Genomic DNA, 14934 nt, shown 5'->3' with positions numbered 1-14934 from the left:
GTGCTATGGAGTTGGCAAAATATAAAGCTTGTATATGTGAGGGTGCAGCGGAAAATGCCGTTATGGATATTCTTCTTGATGCTGATTTGCTTGTGTTTTCACGAGAAGAAATGTTAGAAGAAGCGGTAATTCGTTGCAGGGAGGGAAATAAATTTGAACAGAAGTATTTGAGAAAAGGGTTTGCGGATAAAATATCAGTGATTCGGATATTGGATTCAAGAAGAGAAAAATTTAAAATTGGCAAAGCGTATGAACATAAAATAGATGTTATCAATGTAATAACTGCACCGGAAATTGAAATGTTGATTATCTTTGCCGAAAATCAATACAAAGAATTTAAAAAGTCCGGAAAAAAACCAAGTGATTTTTGTAAAGAAAATCTTAGAATGCCAGAGGTAAAGTCTTATGACTATGTGTTTAATTATTTTTCGGATTCCCAGATTCTTGTGTCAGCAATAAAAGAATATCACAGAACTGCGAGGATTCCAAAAGGAGAGTATACATTACTTGATTTGTTGAAATAGGAGTTAAGATGATCACGTTAAATTGAATTATAGACTTTTAGAAAAATTGCTAATGGGGGACGTAATGAAAAATTGTAAATTTATAAATGAACTTAATAGATTAAGAAAATCATCAAGTGATTCTATTGATAATGTGGAGAAATTTGATCAATTCAAAAGTTATATGCATGTAGTTCGAAAGATGGAGGAAGATCTTAAGGGGCTTCTTCGTAAGGTTAATGCCTCTGGAAAAAAGACACTGGTATTATTATGTGGAAGTGCTGGCGATGGTAAGTCACATCTTTTATCTTACTTAAAAAACTTGGACGAAGAGCATTTGATAGATGACTATTTCGTTTATAATGATGCGACTGAAAGTAGTGCCCCGTCAAAAACAGCGATTGAAACACTAAATGAATTTCTATCTGATTATAGAGACGAGAATTTAGCATCACTTGGGCAAAATGTTATTTTGGCAATTAATTTAGGCGTTCTTAGTAACTTTATAGATTCAAAATATGCGGATCATTTTTGTACTTTGAGAAAATACATTGAGAATAGTGATATACTTACTTCGCGAGTGAATAATAATGAATATGATTGTGAAAGTAATTTTCAGCATATTAGTTTTTCTGATTATAATTTATATAGTCTCTCTGCGGAGGGAATTCACGCTGACTACATAGAAAAATTATTGGAAAAAGTGTTTATTGCAGATGAGGAGAATCTGTTCTATAAAACATATTCGAAAGAATGCTTAAATTGCTCTCTTGCCAAAAAGTGTCCTGTCAAATTGAACTATGATTATATGAAAGACAAAAAACGTCAAAGATTTGTGGCTGAATTACTTGTAAAAACAATTATTCAGGATAAGATGATTTTAACTACAAGAGAAATTTTGAATTTTATATATGATATAATTGTCTCACCACGTTTTAGTGTTAATCATTTTCATAATTTATGTATAGATAATTCTGCGTACTTAAAAGAATTTGTAAAACAAATCACACCAGCACTATTATTTGAATCGGCAGATATAACTGCATTAATGAATATGCTTAAAAGGCATGATCCTTTATTACTAAGGTCTGAAGAAGCAGATGAGGCTGCTGTGTCTTATTATGTCAGTTCAAATGTGTCGCAAGAAATTAAAAGAGTATTTGAAAACAGCCCATATTATAGTGTGATTTGTGATGATAATATGCTTGAAAAAATAAATACAGATAAAACAATAAAAGCGAATTTTTACAGCCTTGTTGCTAGAATGGAAACACTAGATAAAGGTATGGCTTCGGAAGAAACTTATAAAAATTATTTACAAGATTTATACTGGTATAATTCTGGCATGTTTAGGAAATTGAATAGAGTTTATGCATTAGTTGAAAAAGCTGTAATGCAATGGTGCAATGGTGATGAAGAGGGGAATTGTTGCTTGGAAAAACGTGGTGGATTTTCACTATATGAAAAAATTGAAATGGTTCCAAAGGCAGAGAATGTTCCATATCTGGAAGAAAAAGAAGAATTACAGAGATTTATTCCATCTATTACAGTTGCTTTTGAAGGGAAAAATGAAGAAAAAATTAAGCTTGATATTGATTATTCATTATATGAATTATTAGATAAGCTAAATCGTGGTTATATTCAAACTGCGAATGATAGAAATAATCATGCTGAATTTATAAGTTTTATTAATCGAATTTTGCAAACAGGATCATTGGATAAAACGTTGACTATTCTATCGGGAAATGGAACTAAGGCGTCAATTGCTAAGCGTATGTTTGGGTATAAGTTTAAGGTGGTGAAATAATGGGATACAGGTTTAGTGTAGAAAAATTCAAAGAAAACTTTAATGCGAAGGATATAACTGATAAGTCTATTGATTCCGTAAGAATTACTCATAGACCAGATGGGAATTTTCAAGTGTTTCCATATAAAGCAACGGGAAAGGCACAGGCACCAATTGTTACAGAGCTGGAAACTGTAGTAAGCGGATTTTTTAGAGAAGTGTTAAAAAAGAAAACAGAACCAATAGAATATAATACTCTATGCGCTAAGCTTTTAGAAGAATTGGAGATTGAAGAGGAAGATACTGATTACTTTAAAGATATGATCCGAAGTTTATTTTTTTCTAAAGATGGTTTTGTAGCATATAATTTAGGATTGTATCCGTATCAAACTTTGGCAAATAATAAAAGCGTTGAGAGTTTAGCTCATTTTTTATTTTCTATTTTGGATATGAATGATGATGATTGTAAGAAAATAGAAGATGTGAAGAACACATATAAATATAATGTTTTGGAAGAACTAGTTATAAAAAATATAGAGTCTAATAAGGCACTGGAAGGCGGTAATAGAAAAGAATATTTTATTATTAAGAATGATATTCAAGAGAGATTCAAAAATGATTTTTACTTTATGTTAGAGTCTGGAATGACTTCACAGGAGGATCTGGCAAATTTATTAGCTGTATATTATTTTTATTATGTATCTCAGACGTGTATTATTTTGGATCAGTTTTGTACGGGAAAGAGAACTGGTGAAGAAAAACTTTATTATGCAGTTGATTGGGAAAAAGTCAGTAAAAATAGAAAATGCTGTGAAGAAGGATGGAATAGACTTCAGGATAGTATCAATCATATGTTTAGTCATGCTATAACATTGAAGATTTTAAATCAGACAGAGGATGAAGAGAAAGTAGATTATATATCCTTAAGTCAGCTGGCAGGAAGTGCTCCTTATTTTGATGAAGAAATAGCTGCTGAAGTTGAAAAAGCAGAGGCTACGTATTGTTCATATGTTGGAGATTTTAAAGGATTTTCAGATATTTCATATAAGGAAGGGAGTTCTAAAACGGAAACTGCAATAAGGCATTTATTTGATTGCGTTGAGTTACAGTTTTTGCATACAGAACGACAAAGAGCGAATCAGGCTTACAGTGAAAAATTTTCTGGGTTTTGCAAAGAACGTTGGGTTAAGAATCGAAAAAAATCAGGATTAGTTTTAAACCTAACAGAGCGGGACATAATTTTTTTAACTAAAATTTGTCTTAGAAATGAGGAGAAAATACGGTTAAATAAACTGTTTAAAGAATATGAATTGAGAGGAATTTGTTTAGACAATACTTCAAGAGAATATTTACAGGAGTTCTTTACGAAATTGAATCTGATTGACAGAAAGAGTGACAGTGGGGATGCACAGTATGTTAAACGAATTTTATGAGTTTATTGCAAAAAAAGTAAACAGTTTCTTTCAGAAAGCAGCATCTGATGGAACATTATTAAAGGGAGAGAGTTTTTGCTTAAAACTGGATAATGATGATATGGTTGCTAAGGTTTCTTCTGCTCTGAAACATCTTGCAGAAGAAAATAAAATAATCGGAATATATGAACTTGTGTGCAGGGATAATTCTGTATATAAAACATATACTCTAAAAGTAAAAAATGATGAAGTAATTATTGCGGCACAAATTGATGGAATGACGAATGATTTTCTTTGTGCGACATTAAGAAATGCGGCTAATTCTATGCAGAAATCATTGTTGATGATATCTTCTAATCCTATTGATAGTGCTAAAAGTGGCTCAAGAGATATGGCTGCAAATGGTATGCCTTTTTACTCAGAGCAGCTGATGGTTGAGATTAAAGAGAAGGTGGAAAGTAGTACAGAGCTTGCCAATTTGGAAAAGAGAGTCCTACAATTTGAATTAAATAGAAGAGATACAGATGTATTTAGTGATAAATCATCTATTTATGAATATCGTGATTTATTATCTATTATGAGTAGTGGAAAAATTGACCAGAGTAATTATCAGAGCTTTCGCTTATTTGCAGTTGCAGGCAAGACAGATTACCAAAATGAAAGCGATGCTAAAATCGATAAAATAATAAAAGAGAATAATATATTATATGAAAGAATTGACCGAGGACTTAGATTTGGAAATCTTGAGGCGGAAATGTCAAAGACATTGGATACCAATATTATTAATGATATTGAACGTGAATATAAAAGAAATTCAGAAAAGTGGAGCGAAACATTTACATATGCCAGTATTGTTGCTGCAATGGAAAAAAAGCAAGCTAAAATGGAGAACCCATTAAATATTGAAAATGAGGACATTGTGGTTTATGGAGATTTGCCTATCAATGCACTTGCAGTAAATGATCAGGTAATAATTCGTAATGAAGGGTCTCAAACTGCAAAAAAACGAACTAAAAATATTCTTATATTTAATTCAGACCAATATGCTTCAATACATTTGAAGGTGTCTTGTAATATTACAGTATTGAATAATGCAATTGTTGCAGATGATGCAGAGTATACGAAGAAGGGCAAAAGCATTATTTTTAAATTTATAAGAGAAGAAATTAGTTTTCATAAAATTCAGATTGAAGATAAATCGAATAATATAACTTATATTTTTAAAATTGCTATTATGGATATGCCTGCGCAGTTTATACTTCCTACAGTAAAACATAGCTTTTCTATTGTTTATAAGCCAAAAAAATCCAATTGCCGTATTAAACTGGTTGGTGTTGGTACTGACTTAGTATTTAATAAAGGTGCAGAAGATATTCGAAAATGTAAATTAGGTGATAATGAGATTTATAGTTGCAAATGTGGTGAAAGGCTTTACATCTATAGTTCTGAAAATGAATTAGTGAATTTAGGCAGTGGGATAAAGATTGATATTAATTTTTCTGGAGTAATTGTTCCTTTTGTTTTGTACCCAGATGAGCCTAAGAGTCAAGAGATTATAGGAAGGAGGATTTTAAAGGAAAAGCTGGCTGCAAAGAAAAGTTTTGTATTTGAAAATGATGCAATTCAAACTGATGCTCAGGAATATTTTGCGAAAACTAATTTACTTAGAGAATTAAGAATAGAAAAGGAGATTGTATCTCAGAAAGCAATATATGGACAGATAAGAAATTTTTACACATCAGACAAAGTCGTGTTGGAAAAAAAGGAACTTAAAGTGCCAGAAAAGTTGGCGAAAGCTTATACAGAATTATTATCAGCTTTTGAAGAAGAAAAAACAATTCCTACGTTAGCTTATTTAGGTGGTGGTTTAAAGAGCTTTGTTAGTGCATATATAGAAGCATTTAAAGACTGTTACGCTTCATTACAAGATGGCGAGATTTTATCTCCAGAACAGGAATCTGCTCTTCAAATTGGTACGATTGAAGTGGGAAGAAATGCTGAAGAAATATTGTTTACGCCATTTCACCCTTTCCGATGAGCTCTATTCTCAGGAGTGGAAGTATTATGCTCCTGTTGAGAATAAAAAATATCGTGGTGGTAGACGATATGTGCCTAGGCTTGTTGAAGAGAAAATATCAGAATTTATATCACATTTTAGATATATTTTTGATGATATCAATAACAAAACGGTAAGGATCAATTTAATAAATATGGGAGACTGTAGTGAGGTGTTTTTGGGACTTGCTCAGTTTTTGGTGCATGCAATTAATCGGAATGCTGATATTGATAAATTAGTTAAGTTTGAACTTCATATTTATACAGATGATGTAGTAAACAATGTATTTTCAAATATAAAGGAATATGCCACATTAAAAAATTATTTGGAGGAACAAAAGCTTTTCGTTGAGAGCGGAAAATCCATGAATAATTTGGAGGGAATTATTTCAAAAAATATTTCATGCTATTTTCATAAAGATAGTGGAAAATCATATGAATATGCGCATGTGACATTTTATGAAATGGAGTCAGAAATTACCTCAGAGCAGGCAACAATGAGTCAGATTGAGACAGGAGTATCTTTAGAAGGGCTTTTATCTGGAATTCCATCAAGCAAATATGGACATAAGTACAGGACGGGATATGGTTCTAAATATGCAGAAAAAACGCCAATTGTGGAATTGGCATCTAAGTGCAATGCATTAATGCAGGTTGAATCAACGGGAAATCCGTATCATGAGGAGACAAGTATTTCTACGCAGATTGATGAAACTGCGGAACATAAAATGGATTATATTTACAAAAATTCTAATTGGGTAGTATTTGTGGATCCTAAGGTTGATTTGGATTTTTTTAGTGAAAAAGAGGCTAATAGCGATTTGTTAATTATTCATTACAGTGACCAGTATACATCAAGTAGTGGATATGACGCCATTACGGTAACGCACAAGTCACAACAGTACTCAATGGTTATCCAGGAGTATTTAAAACTAAAAGGTGTTGAAGCAAATTTTAATGATGTTCATAATATTATTAATCTGTTTAATGCAATTAACGGAGACTGGTTATTACGCCTTGTTTCTTCAAAGAGAGGAGCGAAAGACTCGACTTTCAGCAGGGAGAAGATTAGTATTGTTGCTGCGATTAAATTCATGCTGGCATTTTTGAGACATGATGATATAGTATGGGTGCCAATATCTTTGGAGGAAATGCTGAGGGTTTCAGGAGGAACTGGTTTGTCAAAAGATGAAGGCGTACTTTCTGCAAAAAATCTTGGTTTTGAAAAAGGACCGACGAGTGATGATCTTCTTTTTATTGGCGTGAATAAAAGCAGTGAACAGCCTAAGATATATTTGTACCCAACAGAGGTAAAGACTGGAAATAATGATACATCTGTAATAAAAAAGGCATTTGAGCAAGTATCTTCGACTGCAAATGGGTTACGTAATGCTTTCTGTCCAGAAGAATGCTTAAAGAATACAATTTTGTACAAGGTTAATAGAAATTTTCTTATGCAAATGCTTGTTACAAGTTGTAAAAAAATGAAAGTTTACCACGTAGACGACTCGCAGGATTGGGATTTAGTTTTAGATAAATACCGAGAGGCAATTCTCAATGAAAAATATGTCTTATCAGAGGATATACAGGAGCTTATAGGAAAAGGTGCAGTTTTATCGTTTAGAAAAGCGGTTATTGAAAGAAAAACATCTTTCAAAGAAGATGCGATAAACTTCATTGAAGTACCAGAGAATGATGAGTTTAATCTTATTTTAAAAACAGTATCGGAAATATATATAAATATTCATGAACATAAGGATAATGATTTTTTAATTCTGGCTGATTGTCCTGTTGATAATTTAACTGGAGATTTGACAAAAATTCATGTGTCTCATATGGAAGGCTCTGATGAAACAGTAGTTGAAGGACGAGAAAAAAATCAAGATAGTATGGATAAAGACAGTAGCGCTTTTTCTGTAAAAGAAGATGAGAATAAAACTGCAGTAGCGCAACATACAGAAACTAAAGAGGAGGGTCAAGTAGCTGAAGAGTCTAAAAGTATGCAGGTGTTATTTGGCAATAATGACCAGAATGGTTCGGCGATAATTTGGAGTCCAAATGACACGACTCAGTTGTTTCATACAAATACAGGAATCATAGGAACAATGGGGACCGGAAAAACACAGTTTACGAAATCCTTGATTACGCAGATGTATAGGGAACAGGGGAAGAATGTAGAGGGAAAACCTGTAGGAATTTTAATTTTTGATTATAAAGGTGATTACAATGAAACGAAGACGGACTTCGTTGAAGTAACAAATGCTACAATATATAAACCATATCATTTACCGTTTAATCCATTAGCATTGACAAAATCATCTGTGTTTAAACCGTTGTTGCCAATGCATACAGCCAATGCATTTAAGGATACTCTGTCAAAAGCATTTAATCTTGGTCCCAAGCAGCAAAATACATTATTGCAATGCATTTTGGAAACTTATAGAGCGAGTGGAATAATGCCTGCAAATCCAGATACATGGGATGAACCTGCACCTACCTTATATCAAGTATATCAGCGCTATATGAATGATGAAGAAATAAAAAAAGGTGATTCTTTATCAGCTGCATTGGATACTTTAATGATGTTCGAAGTATTTGAGGCGAATCCAAATAATACTAAAACACTATTTGAAATACTTAATGGAGTAGTGGTAATTGATTTATCTTCATATGACGAAAATATTCAAAGTTTGGTTGTTGCAATAACATTAGATTTATTCTATTCACAGATGCAAGCTTTGGGTTCTAGTAAAATGGAAGGAAATTATAGACAACTTACAAAGATGATTCTCGTTGATGAGGCAGATAATTTTATGAGTCGTGATTTTCCCTCTTTGAAAAAAATATTGAAAGAGGGAAGGGAATTTGGTGTTGGAACGATTTTGTCTACTCAGTCCTTAAAACATTTTGGAAGTGGGGATGATGATTATGCAAAGTATATATTAACCTGGGTAGTTCATAATGTGTCTGATTTAAAGAATTCAGATATTGATTTTGTGTTTAAGACAGAGTCAAAAAGCCAGGAAAGTTCGGCTTTGTTTAATGCAATTAAAACGCTTGAAAAACATCATAGTGTAGTGAAAATTGGAAATGATAAGCCGGTGTATATGAAAGATAAGGCCTTTTGGCAATTGTATAAGGAACTATACTGATTCCAATTGTTGGGAAAATGTTTTGGAGACAGTAATTATGCTACTAGTGAACAGTAACCTACATTAAGCTGATGGAAAATAGGTAGATTTGCTAGAGTTGACATTATGTATTAGGAAAGATATACTCAAGTGGTTACTTAAGTATATCTTTTCCTTTGTAAATTTATGAATTTAGGGCTATTATAGAAAATGAATTTATGATAGAATGTATATTAGAATAAAAAATAAACAATAAATATATTTATCCTGTGATAAAATTTTATTATCGCAAGAAACATCAAAAAGAATAGGAATAAATAAAATGGCTATAACAAAAGACTTTATAGAAGGATTAATTGTAACAATACAAAATCTGTATTTGGCAGATGATATTCCGTGGATGATCGGATATTCTGGCGGAAAGGACAGTACTGCAGCTGTTCAGCTAGTGTGGCTTGCGATGGAAAAATTACCACGTGAGAAGAGAAAGAAGCTAATATATATAATGAATACAGATACATTGGTAGAATCTCCGGTAGTATCGAAATGGGTTAAAAAATCATTGGATTGTATGGAAAAAGAATCAAGAGAAAAATCCCTTAAGTTTATTACTTGTAGATTAGAACCCGATTATGATAATACTTTTTGGGTTAATCTCATTGGAAGAGGATATCCATTTCCGAGAATGAAATATCGTTGGTGCACAGATCGTTTGAAAATTCAGCCAGTTAATAAATTTATTAAAGAAAGAATAGCGGAACATGGTGAAGTTATCCTTGTTCTTGGCACAAGAAAACAGGAAAGTGCCAGAAGAAATAGAACAATGACAAATCTGGAGAAGAAAAGGGTGAGAGAGCTTTTAAGCCCAAACCCTACACTTGCAAATGAGCTTGTTTTTTCTCCAATGGAAGACTGGAGTGATGATGATGTCTGGACATTTTTAATGCAATATAAGAATCCATGGGGATATTCAAATATGGATTTACTGACAATGTATAGAGGAGCCACTGCTGATAATGAGTGTCCTCTGCAAGTAGATAAGTCAGCACCGTCATGTGGAAAAAGTAGATTTGGCTGTTGGGTATGCACAATGGTTGAAAAAGATAAATCAATGGAAGCCATGATTGCTAATGATCAAGAGAAAGAGTGGATGACTCCACTTCTTGAATTTAGAAATGAATTTGGAAATGAGGAAGAGGATCGTGGAAGAAGAAGCTTCAGACGAATGAAGGGAAATTTGCAGGGGAATTACGGTAAACTATTTCATGGTCCATACAAAAAGGAAATCCGAGAAGAATGGCTTGAAAAATTATTGAGTATTCAAAACGAAATTAATGAAAATGGACCAGAGGAGTTCAAAAACTTAGAGCTTATAAGAATTGAGGAATTACGAGCGATTCGTAGAATTTGGGTAAATAAAAAACATGAATTTGATGATACACTGCCAAAGATTTATGAGCGTGTGCTGGGCAGAAAATTTGATGATCCGGAATGGATTCATGATGAAAATTTTGGACAGGAAGAATGGGAGATATTAAAAAGTGTTTGTCAACAAATGTATCCTGATGAAGAACTATCCTTTGAAATGATGTATACTTTAATAGATTTAGAAATTAAAGCAGCTGGAATAAATCAAAGAAAAGAAATTCTTGAAAGTATTAATAGTACTATAGAGAAAACTTTTTATCGAAATGAAGATGATGCAACACAATTTTATTCTGATATGATGGTTCGAAAAAAAGCACATGGCGGAAAATATAATGAGAAATTTTTAGATTATCAACCATTAGAAACTGAATTCGAAGATGGTGAGGATGAATAATTTATGGTAATAAAGAAACTACACATGCATAATTTTGGAGTTTATGCAGGCGATAATGAATTTGTATTTAACAGTCATAAACCAGTAGTTTTGATTGGTGGTATGAACGGAAGAGGTAAGACTACATTTCTAGAAGCTGTTTTATTGGCACTATATGGTTCTAATTCATTCGCATATACAGAAAGTGGGCGAAAATCATATTCACAATATCTAAGATCTTTCATAAATAGAAATGCAGATGATAATATTTGTAAAGTAGAACTAGAATTTGAGATTAATAATACAATCAAAGAAAATTATGTAGTAAGAAGAGAATGGGATGCGCTTAATAAGCGAACCAGAGAACACATTTATGTATATAAAGATGGGATGTTTAATGAGTTTTTGACAGCAAATTGGCCAATGTTTGTTGAAAACATATTGCCTAGTGCATTATCTAGTTTCTTTTTCTTTGATGGTGAGAAAATCGCCGAATTAGCAGTAGATAGTACAAATATTCAACTTAAGAATTCAATTCGTTCTATGCTGGGAATATCGGTATTGGATGTGTTAAGCAGTGATATTTTACGCAATTTAAAAAGAATAACTAGAGCTGAAAAAGGTAAAAAAACAGAGGATGTAATTGATCAATTACGCGAAGAAAAAGAAGCTTCAATAAAATATGTTAGAGATATAGAGCTTGAATTAGAAAAAATGCATCAAATTTTGTTGGAAGATCAAGATTCTCTGGAGATTTTACGCCAATCCTATACTGTTAAAGGTGGGAATGCAGTTGAAAAACAGTTGGAAATTGAGAGTCAAAAATCTGCACTAGAAAAAGAACGAGATGGTGAAAATGAAAGATTGTTTGAGCTAATGGCAGATTTGCTTCCGTTGGTGTTAGTAAATGATTTAATTGTTGACGTTAAATTACAGGCAACTGATGAACACCAGGATATGATTATGCAGGAAGCTGTATGCCAATTAGATGATTTTTTAGATGACTTTAAGGCTGAATATAATGGAAGTCAGAAATCTAGTATTGATTTTGTGGAATATGTTAAAAGAAGAATTAAAGAAAATCAGAAAGAGCAAATATATGGATTATCCGAATTGGCTCTGTTCCAAACTAATAATTTAGTTGAAGGTGTGTTAAAAAATGTTGTTTCCGAAGCACGCGTTATTTTAGAAAGAAAAATAAAAATAAGTGAACAAATCAGCGATTTGCAGAGTTATTTAACATTGGATATTAATGAAAATGAGTTAGAGGATATTCAAAATAAAATAAGGACTATGGAGAATCAGATTATTGACGATAAGATTAAAATTGCTGATTTGGAACAAAGATATAGTGAAGCGGTCTCTAAAATGAATTCAGCAACATCTGAATTAAATAAGCAAGTGGAAACATATTTATCCATAGCGGAGCTTAAAGATAAGGCAGATAGAACTAAAAGGTATTCTAATATTGCATTGAAGATTATAGAGAGATACGAGATTGAATTACAGAAAAGAAAAATTGATGTATTAGCAGAGACTATTACTAATTGCTATACAAAGTTGGCGAATAAGAAAAATTTAATCAAAACAATAGTAATGGACCCTGAAACGTTAGATCTAAAGTATTTGTCAGAAGAAGGAATAGAGATTCCGAAAGATTCTTTGTCAGCTGGTGAGCAGCAGTTAATGGTTATTTCCATACTTTGGGCATTGGCAATTTGTTCGAAAAAGAAGTTACCAGTGATAATTGATACACCTTTATCAAGGTTGGATTCATTGCATCGTACTGCGTTAATTACAACATATTTTCCAAATGCTGGAGAACAAACAATAATTTTATCAACTGACTCAGAAATAGACGAGAATTATTATGAATTAATGAGAGAGAATGTAGGGGATGAGTTTACGTTGAAATATGATGAGGATTCCAAAAGTACATCTATTGAGCGTGGTTATTTGATTGGAGCAAAATTATGATAATGAAACAAATACGCTTGTCTCAACAAGCGAAAGACCAATTGTCTCGTTTAAAGGGAAAAACAGGAATAAAAAATTGGAACATTCTTTGCAGATGGGCTCTTTGTTATTCATTAAGTGAGAAAACAATTCCTACAGATATTCCTATTGTTGCAGACAGTAATTTGGAAATGTCCTGGTTTACTTTTGGCGGAGAGTATTATGAGTTATATGAGGCTTTAGTGAAAGCCTGGTGTATCAAAATGAATTTACCTACAGACAATGAAACTGTTGCAAAGTATTTCCGTCTGAATTTGGAAAGAGGAATTGCCCATTTATGTGGTACAGGATTTATAAAAAGTGCCGAAGATTTAGTTAATCTTGCAATAAAGGAGAAGTAGTATGAGTGTATATTTAGATTATAATGCAACCGCTCCTATAGACGAGAGAGTTCTGGATTTTATGATTGATGTATATAAAAATGACATAGGAAATGCTGATAGCAGAACGCATAATTTTGGTGAAAAGGCGCGAAACGTTGTTGAAACAGCGCGAAAACAGGTTGCAAGTTTACTGCAGGTCAATTCGGATGAGGTTTTTTTTACCAGTGGCGCAACTGAAAGCAATAATATTGCAATTCAGGGCCTCCGGGAGTATGCTGAAAAGAATAATAAAAAGCATATTATTACAACATCAATTGAACATAAGGCGGTATTAGAAACTGTAAAACATCTTGAAAAAGAAGGCTTTGAAGTAGATATTGTATCACCAGATATAAGCGGCAGAATAAGTGCTGAAGAAATTCTTACAAAAGTGAAGGATAATACACTTCTTGTGAGCGTAATGCATGTGAATAATGAAACTGGAATTATTCAGCCCGTAGAAGAAATCGGGGAAAAATTACAGGAAGGGAATGTCCTTTTTCATGTAGATGCAACACAGAGTTGTGGAAAACTGGTTGAGGAAGTTAGAAAGATTAAGTACAATATGCTTTCTTTTAGTGCTCATAAATTGATGGGACCACAGGGAATTGGTGTTTTGATATTGAGGAAAAAGGCATATAAACTTCCGCCGGTGAAGAATATTTTGTATGGCGGGCAACAGGAACATGGGATTAGGCCTGGAACGATACCAGTGGCATTAGTCGCAGGATGTGGTAAAGCATGTGAAATTGCCCAAAATGAATATAAACGGAATTATGAACATACCCAGGCTATTAAGATTGAGATATTGAAATTGCTTAAGGATTCAGACCTTCAATATCATTTTAATGGAGATCAGGAATTTTGTGTTCCGAGTACTTTAAATTTATGTATTGAAGGAGTTTCTTCAGAGGCGCTGATGATATCAACTAAACAATTTTGCAGTGTGTCAAATGGATCTGCATGTACGTCTAAAAGTTATGCTCCAAGTTATGTATTAATGGCGATGGGAATTGCGGAAGAAGAAATTGAAAGTTCGATAAGAATAAGCTGGGGACCAGACACCGATAAGGAAGAAACTCTTTGTAGCTTTAAGGAATTATTGTGTATTGCAAAACAAATGAAATAATAAAATAGAATAAGGATGCCAGCAAAAGGAAAAATTTCAAGTATCCATTAATTATTCCAATTGTGTATTACGAAGGTTCGAAAAAGTGGACAGCTGATTTACATCTGAAAGATCGGATTGATTTCGCAGAAGGAATGGAAAAGTATATCCCTGATTTTGCATATCAGATAGTGAGTGTTAACCAATATACCAATGAAGAACTCAGCAAAAAGTGTGATGAAATGGCACTTGTGATGCTGATTAATAAAATACAGACACCGGAGGATTATGAAAAGTTCAGGAATGTTTCCGAAGAACTGATAGATTCCATATATGGCAATGCTCCGGAAGAGATAAAAGAAATATATAAAAATGTTATATGGTCTTTACTGATGAAGATGAATGTGCCCACGGAAGAAGCAAGAGAATTAATGGGTGAGATTGGAGGTCGTGGAATGGGCTATCTGTTTGAGAATATGGAAAAAATGGACATTCAGGCTGAAAGACGAAATACGCAGAGAGAAAAGGAACGCGCGGATATAGCAGAGAAAAAGGCAGACGAAGCGAATTCCCGCGCAGATAAAGCAGAAAAAGAAAAGCATCAAATGGAACTTGAAATTCAGCGGCTAAAGCAGGAGCTAGCCAAGCACCAGAATGTAACTAAGAACTGATGATTTTATTTTAAAAGGTTGGAATGTGAACTTCCAGAAAAAGTTCCACCTAAACAAAATTAAAAGAATAAAAAATTAAAAAAATCCCA

Annotated in this window: 9 protein-coding genes and 1 pseudogene; all 10 read left to right on the top strand. The window is 32.9% G+C overall.

Going from position 1 to position 14934, the window contains the following annotated elements; translation table 11 throughout:
* The first annotated feature begins 5 nt into the window (after positions 1 to 5).
* On the top strand, positions 6 to 524 hold the full coding sequence (locus tag AB5618_RS17725; RefSeq protein WP_270412974.1) for a hypothetical protein: 519 nt from the start codon (positions 6 to 8) through the stop codon (positions 522 to 524).
* Positions 525 to 588: 64 nt separating this feature from the next.
* Entirely contained in the window at positions 589 to 2310 is a 1722-nt protein-coding gene (dptF, locus tag AB5618_RS17720) for a DNA phosphorothioation-dependent restriction protein DptF (protein ID WP_173772978.1), read from the top strand.
* On the top strand, positions 2310 to 3722 hold the full coding sequence (gene dptG, locus AB5618_RS17715; RefSeq protein WP_173772979.1) for a DNA phosphorothioation-dependent restriction protein DptG: 1413 nt from the start codon (positions 2310 to 2312) through the stop codon (positions 3720 to 3722). The genes dptF and dptG overlap by 1 nt, the downstream gene beginning before the upstream one ends.
* Entirely contained in the window at positions 3703 to 5739 is a 2037-nt protein-coding gene (locus AB5618_RS17710) for a hypothetical protein (RefSeq protein WP_368366934.1), read from the top strand. The genes dptG and AB5618_RS17710 overlap by 20 nt, the downstream gene beginning before the upstream one ends.
* Positions 5696 to 8908: a DUF87 domain-containing protein gene (locus AB5618_RS17705; protein WP_368366933.1), complete on the top strand. Its 3213-nt coding sequence runs from the start codon at positions 5696 to 5698 to the stop codon at positions 8906 to 8908. The genes AB5618_RS17710 and AB5618_RS17705 overlap by 44 nt, the downstream gene beginning before the upstream one ends.
* A gap of 301 nt (positions 8909 to 9209) precedes the next feature.
* Positions 9210 to 10709: a DNA phosphorothioation system sulfurtransferase DndC gene (gene dndC, locus AB5618_RS17700; protein WP_173772981.1), complete on the top strand. Its 1500-nt coding sequence runs from the start codon at positions 9210 to 9212 to the stop codon at positions 10707 to 10709.
* Positions 10710 to 10712: 3 nt separating this feature from the next.
* On the top strand, positions 10713 to 12665 hold the full coding sequence (dndD, locus tag AB5618_RS17695; RefSeq protein WP_173772982.1) for a DNA sulfur modification protein DndD: 1953 nt from the start codon (positions 10713 to 10715) through the stop codon (positions 12663 to 12665).
* Complete coding sequence (gene dndE, locus AB5618_RS17690) at positions 12662 to 13045, top strand: DNA sulfur modification protein DndE (protein ID WP_173772983.1); 384 nt, start codon at positions 12662 to 12664, stop codon at positions 13043 to 13045. The genes dndD and dndE overlap by 4 nt, the downstream gene beginning before the upstream one ends.
* A gap of 1 nt (position 13046) precedes the next feature.
* Positions 13047 to 14195, top strand: coding sequence for a cysteine desulfurase family protein (locus AB5618_RS17685; protein ID WP_195478638.1), 1149 nt, complete (start codon positions 13047 to 13049; stop codon positions 14193 to 14195).
* A gap of 32 nt (positions 14196 to 14227) precedes the next feature.
* A pseudogene (locus AB5618_RS17680) lies at positions 14228 to 14845 on the top strand (Rpn family recombination-promoting nuclease/putative transposase); the annotation flags it as partial.
* Positions 14846 to 14934: the final 89 nt, after the last annotated feature.

Source organism: Ruminococcus sp. J1101004sp1_RTP21198st1_B9_RTP21198_201120 (assembly GCF_040924245.1).
In the GTDB taxonomy this organism is placed as follows: domain Bacteria; phylum Bacillota; class Clostridia; order Lachnospirales; family Lachnospiraceae; genus Blautia_A; species Blautia_A faecis.
Note: the sequence above shows the minus strand (reverse complement) of the source record. Positions and strands in the feature narration are given on the sequence as shown.